The following is a 14,664-nucleotide window of genomic DNA, read 5'->3' on the forward strand; positions in this document are numbered from 1 at the left end:
TAATAATTCTAGGTGATTTTTTAAACAAAAATAATTTAGGGGTTCTCATGAAGAAATACACGTCAATCGCTTTCGGCGCTATGGTTCTTTTTGTACTTACCGCGGGGCAACAGGTCTTTGCTCAGGAATCTGGGCTTAATGGTGCCAATACGGCTTGGGTGCTTACTGCAACTGCCTTGGTGTTATTTATGACCTTGCCTGGCTTGGCTCTTTTTTATGGCGGCTTAGTGCGTGTTAAAAATATTTTGTCAGTGCTCATGCAATGCTTTGCAATTGCCTGTTTAGTGTCTGTCTTATGGCTAATCGCTGGTTATAGTCTCAGCTTTGGTGAAGGCAACGGCTGGATTGGTGATTTTAGTATGTTGTTTATGGCGTCTATTGGTAAGGATGATCTGGCGGGCGATATACCGCTCAGCTTACATGCTATGTATCAAATGACATTTGCCATCATCACCCCTGCGTTGATTGTGGGTGCATTTGCTGAGCGTATGAAATTTTCTTCTATGCTCCTATTCACAGCGCTGTGGCTTTTTGCTGTTTATATTCCTGTGTGTCACTGGGTTTGGGCGAGTTCGGGCTGGCTGTTTAATTTAGGCTTATTGGATTTTGCTGGCGGTACTGTGGTACACATTACCGCAGGTGTTGCTGCGCTTGTAGCGGCCATAGTTATAGGTAAGCGCGATGGTTTCCCTACAACGGCGATGCCGCCTCATAATATGACGATGACGGTCACTGGTGCTGGCATGCTCTGGGTGGGATGGTTTGGTTTTAATGCAGGTAGTGCTTTGGCGGCAAATAGTAGTGCCGCCATGGCGATGCTGGTGACGCATCTGTCCGCGGCAGCGGGTGCATTGGCGTGGATGACAATCGAGTGGTTGAAATTCAAAAAACCGAGTGTGTTAGGTATTGTAACTGGCATGGTAGCTGGCTTGGGCACTATCACGCCAGCGTCTGGTTATGTTGGTCCAGGCGGCGCTCTTATCATAGGGCTTGTAGCAGGTGTGGTGTGTTTTTACATGACGCATTTGGTGAAGCGCACTTGGAAAATTGATGACTCTCTCGATGTGTTTCCTGTGCACGGTGTGGGTGGTATTTTAGGTACTTTATTGGCAGGTGTATTTGCGTCGACTCAATTAGGTGCTTTCAGTGGTCATGGCTTCGCAGAGGGCGTGAAAACCATGGGTGAGCAAATGGGTATTCAATTAATTGGTGTGCTAGTAACTTTTGGTTATACCGCAGTAGTAACTTACCTATTGCTTAAGATCACCGGTATTTTAACGCGTGGCTTACGTGTTACTAAAGAAGAAGAAAGTATTGGCTTAGATTTAAGCTTGCATGAAGAAGACGGCTATAAGCTTTAGTTTGATAGCTTTGTTTTAACTAAAGTTCTGCACCAATAAAAAGGCCATTCCAGTATTGGAATGGCCTTTTTATTGGTGCGCTGAGCATGGCGACATTCTAGGAGGTGAAAGTCCTCTGTGCGCCTCGTCGAGGAGGAAGCACTAGCCTATGCAAGGGTGTCCATCGTGAGGTGGAATCTGAAGGAGTTGTAGCGCAGCGGAAACCATGAGCGAAGCGAAAGTGACCGAAGGGAACGGTAACCAAATGGCAAAGCAAGGTGATGACGAACAGACAAAAGCGAAGTGTTGAACAGCTTTAGCTGGCCCGAAGGGTAGGAGCGAAGCGAGGTATAAATCAGATAGTTAGGCTGCTACAACGGGGGAACTTGGCAATAGGCAAATAACCCAAACCTCGACCGGACGTGTGTAACAGTAGATCTGGCGTTGCCCTGTGAAAGATTGTCGTCTTACCTCGGGAGATCTTGTTGTGTGTTTCGCGAGAAACTAATTCGCCAGCGATGGTGAATGATGCGTAACAAGAAGTCAGCAGAGGGCATAGTAGTTATTCGACGTACAAGAATAACGAAGGCCTGAACTGGTAGTAACAAGAAGCAGTGAGTCCGCTCTCTGGGTTGTGGTGCGGCAGCAAAGGGTGAAAAGAAAATGAAGCGAGTAGTTTTTTTTCATCGCTCGTTGGTATTGGGTGACGGCGGCACCGAAACTCGATGCAATCAAGAGCAGCAAGCAGCACAGGCGAAAAGAAAACACGAGTCTTGATAATGAGTAATGAACTGATGGACGCAATCTGCGCCCCGTCAAACTTAAACAGCGCATTCAAACAAGTCAAACGCAACAAAGGCGCAGCAGGTGTGGATCGGTTAACGATTGAAGCCACTGAACACTGGTTGCGTTCACACAACAATGCCCGTGAGTTTCGCCAACAACTGCTCGACGGAAACTATCACCCGCAAATGATACGCGGCGTGAAAATTCCCAAGGCAGATGGCAGCGAAAGACAACTGGGCATACCCACCGTACTCGACCGCTGGATACAGCAGGCGATAGCGCAAGTATTAACGCCGCTATTCGAGCCGCAATTCTCGAATTCCAGTTATGGGTTTCGGCCGAAGCGCAGCGCGCACGATGCGTTAAAACAAGCGAGTGCCTACGTGAAAAGCGGAAAAGTCTATGTGGTGGATGTGGACTTGGAGAAATATTTTGATAGCGTCAATCATGATCGGTTGATGTCGCGCTTATCGAAAGCAATAAACGATAAGCATGTACTGACATTGATCCCTCGCTATTTAACGGCAGACTTGTTACAAAACGGACTGGTAGAGCAACGACAAAAGGGTACACCGCAGGGCGGTCCCTTGTCGCCTCTGCTATCCAATATTGTATTGGACGAACTGGATAAAGAACTTGAACAACGCGGTCACTTATTCTGTCGCTACGCCGATGATTGCAATATTTATGTCAGCAGTCAGGCAGCAGCAGAACGGGTCATGACCAGCGTCAAAGGTTTTATCGAAAGCAAACTCAAACTCAAGGTCAACGATCTTAAAAGTGCCTGCGCGTTGGTGAGTGAGCGGCAGTTTCTGGGTTACCCATTCACAAGAGTGGTGATTTGGCGCTACCGCCGAAAACACAAATGCGCATGAAACGACGAGTGAGGGAGCTGACGTACCGAAACCGAGGGCGCGCGTTTGAGCAGGTTATTTCGGAGTTGAATCAATTCTTGAGGGGATGGCTGCACTATTTTCGCTTGGCGAGATTAAGCACAAAATTGCAAAGTCTGGACGAATGGATCAGGCGGCGACTGCGGTGTTATCGACTCAAGCAACGCAAGCGAAGCTACAGCATTGCAAGTTGGATTATTAGCTTGGGTGTGAAAGCAACTCTGGCGTGGCAGCTGGCCATGTCCTCGAAAGGTTGGTGGCGACTATCGAGAAATCCAGTGATTAATCAAGCGCTGTCGAATGCATGGTTTAAGGAGCAAGGCTTGTACAGCTTGCGAGAGAATTACGCGTTATTAAATTTACCACCAGAACCGCCGTATGCGACCAACGCATGTACGGTGGTGTGTGAGGACGGAGGCCGTGAGGCCTCCTCCTACTCGATCCTAAAAAAGGAGATTAACATGATTAAGTTCTTGGTGATGTTTGTGATTTGTGCGCTGAATATTCAGCTTGTGGTTGCGGATGAAGTAGTCGAGCTTCCCGACAATGTAAAGCAATGGGTTGCTGAGGCTGAAACGGGTAATATAAATGCTCAGTTGGAGCTGGGTAAATTTTATTACAATGGTTATCCCCAATCTTTAAGAGATAGCTCAAAATCTTTTTATTGGTATGAGCGCGCCGCAAAAAAAGATAATTTGGAAGCGCAAAGAAAAGTGGCCGAATACTATCAAACTGGCACTGGGGTTAAAGGCGATTTAAAAAATGCCGAATTCTGGCTATTGAAAGCGGCTGATAAAGGTGATCTTAGCTCACAAGCAGATTTAGGTTTGTACTATATGGGCGATGTTAGTGCAGGTGGTCCGCATAAGGCCCTTCCGTGGCTACGGGCAGCGTCTTCAAAGTTGCATGGTGATAGCATTTATCTGATGGCCGATTGTTATGAGAGCAAGGGAGCTTCGCAAGCCAGTTTGGCAGCAGCGGCTGCACTATATAATGCCGCACTTAAAGGTAGCCCTAACCTTTATGGCTCATTCCTTAAAACATTGACCAATGAAGCAAAGTATAGCTTGGAAGAACTTGACCCTGAGCACAAACAGCAAGCCTTATTGCTTGCGGAGCAGATGTTGCAAGAGAATAATCTGCTCAAGGCGCTGGATAACTACACAAAAAGCGAGCCCTGCGCCTGGTAGTTATCTGAGGTTTACAGTGAGTCCATTTCATCTGTAGTCTGATGCTGAAACGACTTTTCCAAACTGAGCAAGCGTTTAAAGTTCTCCCGATAGCGGCGCGACAAGGTGAGTTGCTGGCCAGCGTGCAGAGTGATTTGATAATCGCCGCTATCGAGTGTTTGAATTTCCTTGATGTATTCCAAATTGACAATGCTGGATCTGTGTACGCGAGTAAAGTTATCGGGCAGTAACTGTTGGAGCTTTTCCATAGTAATACGCATGGGATAGACAGAATCCTTGATATGCAGGTTGGCATAATTGCCCGAGAGCCTGTAAATACTTCTGTGTAACTGCCGGTTACTGATAATCGCTCAAGCGTTCATCAAAGACAATCATAAAGTGGTTCAATGCTGCGCGCCAATTTCGAATTGGCATTGTCCACTTTTTAGCCGCATCTTGAATCGCCAAATAAATAACTTTTTTCGCAGAATCATCGGTCGGAAATAACTTCCGTTTTTTGATGGCTTGGCGAATGACGCTGTTCAGGGATTCAATCGCATTCGTCGTGTAAATCGCACGCCGAATGTCTTCAGGATATTGGAATAGCGTGCGCAGGTTCGCCCAATGCGTGTGCCAGCAGCGACTGATCTGCGGGTACTTGTCATCCCAGCGCTCGCCTAGTTGCTCCAGCGCCAAAAGCGCCTCTTCTTCGGTCACGGATTGGTATATCCGCTTCAAGTCAGTGGTTACGGCCTTGTAGTCCTTCCAAGGCACATATCTCACCGAATTGCGCACCATGTGCACCACGCACAGCTGGATTTGGGTTTGCGGATAGACGGCAGTGATGGCGTCAGGAAAGCCTTTGAGACCATCAACACAGGCAATCAAGATGTCACGCACACCGCGATTCTGAAGTTCGGTTAGTACTCCAAGCCAGAATTTGGCGCCTTCATTTTCTGATAACCATAGGCCCAGCAACTCTTTTTGGCCGTCCATAGTAACGCCCAACGCCAGGTAAATCGCTTTGTTGATTACCTGCTTATCCTGCCGGATTTTCACCACAATACAGTCCAAATAGACAATCGGATAGACCGCATCTAGCGGGCGCGATTGCCATTCAATCACTTGCTCAATCACCGCATCGGTGACTTTGGAGATCAATGTGGGTGATACGTCAGCACCATACATTTCTTTAAAGGTTGCGACGATTTCACGGGTTGTCATGCCCTTGGCGTAGAGGCTCAGAATCTTGTCATCCATGGAGGTAAAGCGAGTTTGATGCTTCTTCACCAGTTGCGGCTCAAAACTGCCCTCACGATCCCGCGGGGTATTGAGCTGGAATTCACCTTCTTCCGTTTTCAGTGTTTTAGTGGTGTGCCCATTGCGGCTATTGGAGGCGGTGGATTTCTGGTGCTTCTCATAGCCAAGATGGGCGTCCAGCTCACCGTTGAGGGCAGCCTCTACGGCGACTTTAGTCAGCATCTGGGTGAAATTACTCAGATCTTTTTCGGTTTTCAGGTGCATTGCCGCTTCGCGGGCAAAGGCTTCAAGGTCTTTTGGGTTCATACTGTTTATCCTTCCCTTCGGAGGGTTAATGATAAACAGTTACACAGATTTAATTACAGTCTCTTGCCCGATGCCTCTATCCACTCGATGGCGCGGGTTTGAATTAAAAATTCGCGCCCCAGCTTTTTAACTAGCAGCCGCTCAGGCCTCGCTTCAATTTCTACTGGGGGATTTTCCTCTTCCTCACTTAAATAGCTCGCCTCACCCTGCAAGCGACGCACCAGCAACCTGTAGCCAAAAATAGCTAACGCAAGCGTTAGGTAAGATTGTGCATCCTTACGGTATTCATAAAAAAACTCAATCCATACATCACCAAAGTCATAATGGCTTTCCATTAGCCAATAGCATGCCTTACGTATGGCTACCATGCCTGCCACGTGGGTAATGGAAAAGGGCAAGCTTAGTAGAGCGTGGATGAGTAGCTTGTATCTAAAGCGCAGTGAGTCCACCCAACGATCATGAATAACCAGTGCGATGGGGATTAGCAACAAGAGCAAAACTGCACTGGAAATTTCCCAGCAAAATGGCTCCCAGATTGGCAGCCGCCTGCCTGCTCGGCGATATTCCATGAGTTGTGTTGTAGCGAGCACTATGACATTGATGCTAAGCCAGCTCAGCAACAATCCTTTTGCCCACAGCGTTTGATTGTTTATAAATTTTCTTGCATGGGTCGACGATTTTTTCATGGTGTTCCTGCGTTGTTCTGTAATCTATGTTTTGCTAGTAAGTGAGGCAACAATAGTTTTGGTTGTTTTCTATTGAATCTCAATCGGTTTGATCACAGGCAGCTGCCGCCTAGCACATTATGCTGTAAATCAGTCACTTAGATACACCTTGAACCTGTTGGCTTGCGCTATCTTCGCTGCTCTAATGAGCACAGGAGCCTGCTGATGAATAGGATACCCAATCTCAATACAAGGGCAATAATACAGGATGCCAATACAGCACGATTGATAGAGCTGGATTGGCTGCGGGTTTTAGTGTTTGGTTTGTTGATTTTTTATCATGTGGGAATGCTTTATACCCAAGGCTGGGGTTGGCATTACAAAAGTGCTTACTCTAGTGAGTTTCTTGCCAATATTATGCTTTGGTCAAATCAATGGCGCATGAGCTTACTTTTTTTAATCAGCGGTGCAGCCGTATCTTTTATGTTGGCTAAACAAAGCCCTTGGTTTTTTATTCGCCAGCGCTTCATTGCTTTAAGCCTGCCAATTGTCTTTGGTATGTTGGTAGTCGTGGTTCCCCAGGTTTATGTTGAAGCCAATTCGACGGGGAAAATCATTGAACACAATTACTGGCGCTTTTGGTATATCTATCTCGACCAAAGTAGCGTGGAGTTTACTCCCTATAAAACCATCGGTGCTATGCACCTCACGTGGAATCATCTGTGGTTTTTACCTTATATTCTTGTTTACAGCCTTATAGTTGCGTGCATTTATCCGCTTTTTATTCGTCCTTGTGTTGTTTCATTTGGGGGCTACTTAAACGGGTGTATTTCCATTGGTTGGGTGGTGGCAGTACCGACGTTAATATTCACATTGAACAGTTGGCTGCTCTATGATCGCTACCCTCAAACACATAACTTGATTGAGGATTGGTTTAATCATGGGCGATATTTCTTGGTGTTTTTCTTGGGCTTTTTAGGCGTGCGTACCCCCAGTTTATGGTTGCAGCTCGCGCGTTTTCGCTGGATTTTTTTGCTGCCAGCTATTTTAACCTATAGCTATACTTTGTTTGTATTTCATGGCGGTGATCTAGGTGATGGATGGTTAATGTCAGAAGTTAATCGTTTATGTGGGTCGGCTAATAACTGGCTGTGGGTGTTGACGGTGGTCGCCTGGGCACAGCATTTTTTCAGGGCCACAAATCTGTATTTACGTTATTTCAATGCTGGTATCTTTTGTTTTTATATTTTGCATCAAACACTCATTATTGTTTTTTCATATTGGCTTGCACCACTTAAGCTTGGGCCGTTACTGGAGCCTATATTACTTATCGTGTTGGTATTCTCTTCCTGTGTATTGTTATATGAGTTTATTAAGCGGATTCCTTTTTTGCACCTAGTGTTTGGTGTTAGGCCACGTAAAGTTGGGGCAGCGTAGTTAAATGGGTGTCGTGTGAGATTATAGCAATACAGTCTAAATTTGAAGCCACATTATTATCATAGAGACAATAATGTGGCTGTCTTGCGATGGCGGCTATGATATTTTACAGCTGCTTTAGAATTTAGCTGTTAAATAATAATCAAGAGGGATATATAGATGTTGCGAATTCAATCAGGATTTATTTTTGCCTTACTCATGTTTTTGCAGGCTTGTGGAGGTGGATCATCGAGTCCCTCTCCTGTAGCTGCAAGTTTAAGTCCTTCACTCGTAAGTTCGGTTTTGCCATCCAGTGCGAAATCTTCAGCGGCCTCTTCTTCGGTGATGGCAAGCAGTTCAAGTCTTCCTGCTTGGTTTCCTGTGGGTGTAGCTGAAACCCTTCCAGTATTGAATATTACGACTGAAAATGCCGCCCCCATAGTCTCTAAGGATGATTATGTAAATGCTACTTTTTCATTGGCTGCCAGCACAGTGGAGTTGCCAACTGAAGGTGCCTTAGAAGTGCGTGGGCGCGGAAATTCCACCTGGGATTGGGACAAAAAGCCCTATAAATTAAAGCTTTCCAAATCGACCGAATTGCTCGGTATGCCCGCAGGAAAGCATTGGGTGCTACTGGCCAACTACGCTGATAAAACTCTAATACGAAACGATATTGCCTTCATGTTTAGCCGCAGTTTAGGTATGGCCTATACCGTTCGCGATCAACATGTGGAATTAAATCTTAATGGCGTCTATCAAGGTGTCTATCAGTTGGTTGAGCATATTCGTGTTGATAAAAATCGTGTGAACATTCCTGAGCTGAAGGTCACGGATACCGATACGGATAAAATATCTGGAGGCTATTTGTTGGAAATTGACTTCCGTATGTCTGAGGTGTTTTGCGCGAGTCAATTTAATCAGTCTATCTACCCATTTTGTGCCGGTGGGCACAATGCCTTGCGCGACGTAGATTTTTGTATGGACTCCAAGCATGGCATGGATCCCTTTTGCTTGAAGTCACCTGATACCCTATTAGACCCGGCTTGGGCAGCGCAACGCGATTATATAGAAGCTTATTTTGCGGCAACTGAAGCGGCGTTATTTGGCGATAATTTTACCGATGCATCCTTGGGTTATGCGGCTTATCTCGATGTGGATTCCACGGTGGATTACTACATTATTAACGAGTTGTTTAAAAATGCAGACGGTGCTAGCGCTAGCGCATATCTCCATAAAAAACGCGGTGATAAGTTGTTTTTTGGCCCTATTTGGGATTTTGACTTGGCCTTGGGGAACGCAGGGTACAATAATTTAGATGCGACGTCTGGCTGGCATATTCGCAACTTTCCGTGGTTTAAGCGATTGTTTGAAGACCCTGTATTTGCTGCCAAGGTTAAGGCGCGCTGGCAAGTGTTAAAGGCGGAGGGGAAGTTGGAACAAATTTTTCAATACGCCCAAGCTCGTGCATTATGGCTGGATAAACAGCAGGCGAAAAATTTCAACCTTTGGCAGATTTTTTATTGGGAGACTTGGTATACCCGTATTATTCTTGGCTCTTACGAGCTGGAAGTAAAAGAAATGATTCGCTGGCAGCGTGCGCGCCTCCAGTGGATGGACGCAGAACTTTCAAAGTAGCGTTGCCTATGAATAATGCGACAAAAAGGCCTCAAACTGAGGCCTTTTTTTTTGTATGAGTTGGTAACTATGGGTTGATACAATTTAAATTCGAGAAGCTTGAGTCGTCTATTTATGGCGGCTTTACGGTCTATTTAGTTGGTTGTGCGATGTTATTTTAAAAGCGGCTTCCACTGTAAGTCAGTTGCTGAGCGCCATAGCCATTCTACGGGGCCGTAATGAAAATGCTGGAGCCACCAGCGGCAAAAAAGAATTTGAAAACCAAAAACTAGCAAGCCAAGTATTGCATTTAGTGCTTGTGATGTTTGCATAAATAATCCGAAGCCAATATTAAAAAATAATATAATGCCTATGGCTGTTTGCATAAGGTAGCAGCTGAGTGCCATTTTGCCGACATGAGCTAGGGGTGCAAGCCTTGATTGCCATTTGGGGATGAGCATCAGCAAGCTAATGACGAGAATGTAAACTAGGGTAATACTTGCATTAAAGACTTCGAAAATAAGCCCGCCGACCCAAGGTACTATGGGGGCCTTTTCCATATCTATGCCGCTCAGTTTAAAGCCTGCAAAGGCCACTATGCCAGCTAATAGGCTGCCTGCGATTATCCATCCAGTTTTTTTTAGCATGGTTTTGAGGCGAAGCTGCTGTTGTTCTAACATTTCAAACCATTTTAAGCGCCCTACGAGCATGCCCAATAAAAAGAAGCCAAAGGTAATCAGTAAGCGGCCGCTGTTGATTTGGTAAGCGAATTTATCATCCAGAGCATTAATGTTGTGTTGCAGCATTTCCTTCAGGCTGCCCTCGCTTATGATGCGAGTGTATTCAATATTTTCATTGGGATTGTTGGCATGAACCAATTCTTGGCTGCCGGTTGCGATCATGGAAATTAATTCGGCAATTTTTCCGGGGATATTGAGTACACAGAGCACGCCAATTACCAGTAGGGTTTTATTGCTGAGATTACGCATGAAAATAAGTAGAAAGCCAAGCGGCACATAGATGCTGAGAATGTCAGCACGCCACACAATATGGTGCAGTGTGCCAATGAGGCCGAGGATGCACAGGCGCCAACCAAAGCGCTTAAATACACTCTCGTGGCGTTTTATGAGGCTTTGAATTTGAATGTGAAAGCTTAGGCCAAATAAAAATGAAAAGAGAGAAAAGAATTTCCCCATAAACAGCAGTACCAGGCTGGCCATGGCAATACCATCAGCGACACCGCTGGGTTTATAGGCGTCGGGCATTAGCGGGCCGCCGGCATACCATAAAATAAAATGGGCGTAGAGGATGCCAAAGAGGGCGAAGCCGCGTAGAACATCAACGGCAATAATGCGCGGTAATTTGTCGCTGGGGTGTTGAAGGCTGGCGGTCATAAGCGGTCCTGAGCGGGTTAATAATATAAATAGCAAGTTGCTAGGTTATTAAGACGCCCCGCTCAGGTGTTTGGATTCAACTATTTGCTTTAGGGGCGAAATTGTTGTTCGGGCAGTAGCTCTATGGTGAGGGGTTGGTGGCTAAAGGGGCAGGTAAATTCCAATTTGTAGGCAAGCAACTGTAAGCCTTCGGACGCTTTAGTGCCATAGAGGCGGTCGCCAACAATGGGGTGGCCAATATTGGCAAGGTGGCGACGGATTTGGTGTTTGCGGCCGGTTTCTATATGTACATCGAGCAATGTTTTGTGCGCACTTGCACCTTGTATTTTCATTTCGCCCAATGCAATTTTTTTAATGTGGGTAATGGCATTTTTACCGTCTAGCTCATCATCGAGGGTCATGCCCAGCGCGGGCAGTTCGCAGTTATCTATTACCCATGCCTGATAAAATTTGCGCATGTCGCGCGCTTGAAAAAGCGTGGATAATTTTGCTGCACTTTGGCTGTCGTGAGCGATGATCATTAGACCGGAAGCGTCGGCATCTAATCGGTGCACTAAAAAACATTCACGCTTTGCACCTGTATCGGGTGCGTGGTCATTCACCTCAACCCATCGTAAAATGCTACAGTGGTCACCCCATTGAGAGCCTTGAGCCAGCATGCCGGGTGGCTTGAACCAAATACTATAACGCCCATTATCGTAGATTTTTTGTGCGATCTCAGGTTTGCGAGCGAGTACTTGTTCATCGTAAAAGAATTGTACTTTAGACCCTTTGTAAAGCACCTTGGTGGCGCGGCGCAGGCGTAGCGTTTTGCCTTTAAGCGTCCACCAGACTGCGCCTTTATTCATGGCATCTTTAATGCGCTGCTTAGAAAGGCCGGTACCACTGGCGAGTAAATCCAGTGCGGTTTGTTCGGGTTGAGTAACGGTGAGTTCAAATTTTTGTGGTATTTCAAACGAAGTATCGGTCATATTTATTGTTACATAAGAGAGAAAATTGTGGCTGAGAAGGCGACTATCTATAAAGCAAACCTAACCCTGTCTGATATGGATCGCAATGTGTATGGCGATTACAACCTGACGGTGGCGCTTCATCCTTCTGAAACCATCGAGCGAATGATGGTGCGTATTCTAGCCTTTTGTTACTGCGCTGCGGAAAATTTAACCTTTGCGAAGGGGTTGTCGTCACAAGAAGAGCCTGATTTATGGCACAAACATGACGATGGCCGAATTATGGAATGGATCGAAGTAGGGCAGCCAATGCCTGATCGTTTGAAAAAAGCATCGAGCCAGTCACTCGCCGTTAGGGTCTTCACCTATGGGCGCGGCTTGGATATGTGGTGGAAAACGAATGCCGCAGCGATTAAGGCTTTACCTAAAGTCAGTATTCATTATTTTGCTGCCGATGAATTGCTGGCGTTGAGCGCGCTGGCGGATAAAACTATGAATTTAACGGTGACCATTACGGAGGCTATGGCTTATGTGTCTAGCGCCACTGAAAATGTCTCGGTCACCCTGCGTACTATGGAGCAGTTGTAATGAATATTGTTGATATTTCCTTGGAAAATGCCCAAGCCTTATTGATTGATGAATCTTTTAATCGCCCAGTAGTGATTGATTTTTGGGCTGATTGGTGCGGCCCCTGTAAAGCATTGATGCCGATTGTAGAAAAGTTGGCGAATGAGTATGCGGGCGCGTTCCTGCTTGCCAAAGTCAATGCAGATGAGCAGCAAGTGATAGCGGGGCAGTTTGGTGTACGCAGCTTGCCTACTGTTATTGTAATGAAGGATGGCCAGCCGGTAGATGGGTTTAACGGTGCCCAAACCGAGGTGCAGGTAAGAGAGTTTTTAGCGAAATTCTTACCTCAGCCTTGGGAGCAGCCCTTAACAGAAGCTCAGGCACTGATGGCCGCAGAAGATTACACCGGAGCATTGCCTATGTTGCGCAATGCTTACGAAGCGGCAAATGGATTGGCTGCAATTGGCTGCCTTATAGCGCAATGTCACTTGGCATTGAATCGTATTGATAATGCAGAAGCTATTTTAGGTGATATTAAGTTTGTGGATCAGTCGCCACACTATGAGCAGCTTGTGGCGCAAATTGCCCTCATGAAGCAGGCGGCAAAAACACCGGAGCTGGCCGCACTGGAGGCTACATTTGAGGCTAACCCAGAGGATTTGACTGTGCGCTATCAATTGGCGCTGCAGTTAAATCAAGAGCATGACTACCGCTCGGCCCTTGAGCATTTAATGGCAATATTGCAGCGAGATCGCCAATTTTTGGAGGGTGAAGTGCGTAAGTCGTTTACCGCAATAATTGCAGCTTTGGGTAAAGGCGACCCCCTGGCGATAGAATTCCAGCGCAAATTATTTACGTTGCTTTACTAGCTTTTACCTCTGGTTAAATAGTCGATTCGGTTAAAAGAAGGTACACTTGTCCACAGAGATTTAATGGATTTTAAAGAACGTTTAATTATAAGCGTCTCTAGGTTCTACTTTTAAATGTGTGTTGATGAGCTCTTATTATTCAAGCTATTCGTTAGGTATTTTTATTCTGCGTTCTAGCCTTGGTTCTAATAGAAATTTAACGCCCATTTTGATTATCAGCTACCGCTATTGGCAGCCTCGCAGGGCTAGGGGATTGTAACCAACAATGACTAAACGTTTTTACCTGACAACACTACTGCTTATTTCAGTAATGCTGCTCGGGTGTGACCAGTCAAATCAAGAGCCTTCGAGTATCTTGCCCTCCTTTGTGCAGCAACAGTCTGCAAGCTTGGTTATTACGCAAGGTCCTTTGCAAATGGAGATATTGCCTAACTTTGCTGGCAGAGTTGGTGCATTTAAATTAGCCGATCATAATGTCTTAGTGCCCATTCGCGATCTCAATAAGCCACAGCACTGGGGTACAGTCCTCTGGTCCAGCCCACAGTCGGAATGGGTGTGGCCGCCGATTGATGTACTGGACAATCATCCCTATGCGCTGAGTGTTAGTGAAAATAGTGTGGTATTGACCAGTGATCTCGACCCTAACAGCGGTTACCAATTTAGCAAAAGCTATTCTTTGTCGGGTCAGCATGGCATTGCTATTACCTATCGCATATTTAATCGTTCCACTAAGCATAAGCGTGTAGGCGCACTTGAAGTAACGCGACTGCCTGCAGAGGGCGATGTATTCTTCCCCCATGGCGAGACCGATCCCACCAGCGGTATTTTTTATCCGCTTGATGTGAAGCAAATGGATGGTTTGAGTTGGTATCACTACGACGAAGCTAAAATCCGCAATGATCATCATAAGTTGATGGAGGATGGCAAAGAAGGCTGGGTTGCCTATAGCAATAAGGGTTATCTATTGGTTAAGGAATTTACCGATAATCCGCCTGACGTTATTGTCGATGGAGAGCGTGAAGTTGAAATTTTTGCCCACGTAAACCATACCTTCATTGAAATGAAACAGCAAAGCGCTGCTGCTGATCTCGCCCCAGGCGAGCATCTTGAGTGGACGGTGATTTGGCGCTTGGTTAAGTTGCCGCCAGACTTGGCGCAGAACGCTGAGCCGCGCTTAATGGCAGACTTTGTGCGTGAACTTTTACAGCAATAATAGAAAAACTGCTTCACTAATAATTACCGTAATTATGTGGATTAGTAGGGGGTTCGATCGGAGAGCTTCTTAATATAATATGTCGCAGTGTTTGACAGAAAATATAATTATACTTATAAAAATTATAGCTGAACTCATTATTAGATCTTCAAATATCACCAGCATTAAATATCTAAAGGTCAGTGAAAATATAACTTCTGAACTTTTATCATAAGTTTTTTG

General features: G+C 45.8%; 14 protein-coding genes and 1 pseudogene. 10 read left to right on the top strand and 5 right to left on the bottom strand.

Features of this window, described 5'->3' with window-relative positions; translation table 11 throughout:
* The first annotated feature begins 80 nt into the window (after window positions 1-80).
* From AC0KUT_RS08830 to AC0KUT_RS08850, 5 genes and pseudogenes are all read left to right on the top strand, one after another.
* A complete protein-coding gene (locus tag AC0KUT_RS08830) occupies window positions 81-1,361 on the top strand; it encodes an ammonium transporter (protein ID WP_488835690.1) in 1,281 nt (426 codons plus the stop codon).
* Window positions 1,362-2,119: 758 nt separating this feature from the next.
* On the top strand, window positions 2,120-3,001 hold the full coding sequence (gene ltrA, locus AC0KUT_RS08835) for a group II intron reverse transcriptase/maturase (RefSeq protein ID WP_488835204.1): 882 nt from the start codon (window positions 2,120-2,122) through the stop codon (window positions 2,999-3,001).
* Window positions 2,998-3,135, top strand: a pseudogene (locus AC0KUT_RS08840) (group II intron maturase-specific domain-containing protein); the annotation flags it as partial. The gene ltrA and the pseudogene AC0KUT_RS08840, both read left to right, overlap by 4 nt.
* Entirely contained in the window at window positions 3,087-3,221 is a 135-nt protein-coding gene (locus AC0KUT_RS08845) for a hypothetical protein (protein ID WP_488835838.1), read from the top strand. The pseudogene AC0KUT_RS08840 and the gene AC0KUT_RS08845, both read left to right, overlap by 49 nt.
* Window positions 3,222-3,228: 7 nt before the next feature.
* Window positions 3,229-4,209, top strand: coding sequence for a tetratricopeptide repeat protein (locus AC0KUT_RS08850; RefSeq protein WP_488835692.1), 981 nt, complete (start codon window positions 3,229-3,231; stop codon window positions 4,207-4,209).
* A gap of 11 nt (window positions 4,210-4,220) precedes the next feature.
* On the opposite strand, the gene AC0KUT_RS08855 is transcribed toward AC0KUT_RS08850, so the two are convergent.
* From AC0KUT_RS08855 to AC0KUT_RS08865, 3 genes are all read right to left on the bottom strand, one after another.
* Window positions 4,221-4,469, bottom strand: a complete 249-nt coding sequence (locus AC0KUT_RS08855) for a LytTR family DNA-binding domain-containing protein (RefSeq protein ID WP_488835206.1) — start codon at window positions 4,467-4,469, stop codon at window positions 4,221-4,223.
* Window positions 4,470-4,545: 76 nt separating this feature from the next.
* The gene (locus AC0KUT_RS08860) at window positions 4,546-5,754 is read right to left on the bottom strand and encodes an IS256 family transposase (protein ID WP_488829801.1); all 1,209 of its coding nucleotides are present in this window, start codon (window positions 5,752-5,754) and stop codon (window positions 4,546-4,548) included.
* 53 nt (window positions 5,755-5,807) lie between these two features.
* Window positions 5,808-6,440, bottom strand: a complete 633-nt coding sequence (locus tag AC0KUT_RS08865; RefSeq protein WP_488835208.1) for a LytR/AlgR family response regulator transcription factor — start codon at window positions 6,438-6,440, stop codon at window positions 5,808-5,810.
* Between the two features lie 204 nt (window positions 6,441-6,644).
* Between AC0KUT_RS08865 and AC0KUT_RS08870 the strand changes: the two genes are divergently transcribed.
* Window positions 6,645-7,856: an acyltransferase family protein gene (locus tag AC0KUT_RS08870; protein WP_488835210.1), complete on the top strand. Its 1,212-nt coding sequence runs from the start codon at window positions 6,645-6,647 to the stop codon at window positions 7,854-7,856.
* A 159-nt stretch (window positions 7,857-8,015) separates the two neighbouring features.
* Window positions 8,016-9,470: a CotH kinase family protein gene (locus AC0KUT_RS08875; protein ID WP_488835212.1), complete on the top strand. Its 1,455-nt coding sequence runs from the start codon at window positions 8,016-8,018 to the stop codon at window positions 9,468-9,470.
* 152 nt (window positions 9,471-9,622) lie between these two features.
* Here the strand turns inward: AC0KUT_RS08875 and AC0KUT_RS08880 are convergent, their stop codons facing one another.
* Both AC0KUT_RS08880 and AC0KUT_RS08885 read right to left on the bottom strand, forming a co-directional pair.
* A complete protein-coding gene (locus AC0KUT_RS08880; RefSeq protein WP_488835213.1) occupies window positions 9,623-10,843 on the bottom strand; it encodes a DUF418 domain-containing protein in 1,221 nt (406 codons plus the stop codon).
* 89 nt (window positions 10,844-10,932) lie between these two features.
* Window positions 10,933-11,814 (bottom strand): RluA family pseudouridine synthase, encoded by an 882-nt coding sequence (locus tag AC0KUT_RS08885; RefSeq protein WP_488835215.1) that lies wholly within the window; start codon window positions 11,812-11,814, stop codon window positions 10,933-10,935.
* A 27-nt stretch (window positions 11,815-11,841) separates the two neighbouring features.
* Here AC0KUT_RS08885 and AC0KUT_RS08890 point away from each other — a divergent pair, with 27 nt between their 5' ends.
* The 3 genes from AC0KUT_RS08890 to AC0KUT_RS08900 all read left to right on the top strand — a co-directional run bounded on the left by AC0KUT_RS08890 (window position 11,842) and on the right by AC0KUT_RS08900 (window position 14,442).
* Window positions 11,842-12,381, top strand: coding sequence for a YaeQ family protein (locus tag AC0KUT_RS08890; RefSeq protein ID WP_488835216.1), 540 nt, complete (start codon window positions 11,842-11,844; stop codon window positions 12,379-12,381).
* Window positions 12,381-13,229 carry a thioredoxin gene (trxA, locus tag AC0KUT_RS08895; RefSeq protein WP_488835218.1) on the top strand — a complete coding sequence of 283 codons (849 nt, stop codon included), beginning with the start codon at window positions 12,381-12,383 and terminating at the stop codon, window positions 13,227-13,229. The genes AC0KUT_RS08890 and trxA overlap by 1 nt, the downstream gene beginning before the upstream one ends.
* Before the next feature lie 265 nt (window positions 13,230-13,494).
* Window positions 13,495-14,442: a DUF4380 domain-containing protein gene (locus AC0KUT_RS08900; RefSeq protein ID WP_488835221.1), complete on the top strand. Its 948-nt coding sequence runs from the start codon at window positions 13,495-13,497 to the stop codon at window positions 14,440-14,442.
* Window positions 14,443-14,664 lie beyond the last annotated feature (222 nt).

The organism is Cellvibrio sp. 25HG11W-0 (assembly GCF_057815475.1).

Coding starts and splice junctions, on each gene's coding strand:
- AC0KUT_RS08865 (WP_488835208.1), bottom strand. CDS start 6,440: ATGAAAAAATCGTCGACCCATGCAAGAAAATTTATAAACAATCAAACG.
- AC0KUT_RS08875 (WP_488835212.1), top strand. CDS start 8,016: ATGTTGCGAATTCAATCAGGATTTATTTTTGCCTTACTCATGTTTTTG.
- AC0KUT_RS08870 (WP_488835210.1), top strand. CDS start 6,645: ATGAATAGGATACCCAATCTCAATACAAGGGCAATAATACAGGATGCC.
- AC0KUT_RS08900 (WP_488835221.1), top strand. CDS start 13,495: ATGACTAAACGTTTTTACCTGACAACACTACTGCTTATTTCAGTAATG.
- AC0KUT_RS08845 (WP_488835838.1), top strand. CDS start 3,087: ATGGCTGCACTATTTTCGCTTGGCGAGATTAAGCACAAAATTGCAAAG.
- ltrA (WP_488835204.1), top strand. CDS start 2,120: ATGAGTAATGAACTGATGGACGCAATCTGCGCCCCGTCAAACTTAAAC.
- AC0KUT_RS08830 (WP_488835690.1), top strand. CDS start 81: ATGGTTCTTTTTGTACTTACCGCGGGGCAACAGGTCTTTGCTCAGGAA.
- AC0KUT_RS08885 (WP_488835215.1), bottom strand. CDS start 11,814: ATGACCGATACTTCGTTTGAAATACCACAAAAATTTGAACTCACCGTT.
- AC0KUT_RS08855 (WP_488835206.1), bottom strand. CDS start 4,469: ATGCGTATTACTATGGAAAAGCTCCAACAGTTACTGCCCGATAACTTT.
- trxA (WP_488835218.1), top strand. CDS start 12,381: ATGAATATTGTTGATATTTCCTTGGAAAATGCCCAAGCCTTATTGATT.
- AC0KUT_RS08880 (WP_488835213.1), bottom strand. CDS start 10,843: ATGACCGCCAGCCTTCAACACCCCAGCGACAAATTACCGCGCATTATT.
- AC0KUT_RS08860 (WP_488829801.1), bottom strand. CDS start 5,754: ATGAACCCAAAAGACCTTGAAGCCTTTGCCCGCGAAGCGGCAATGCAC.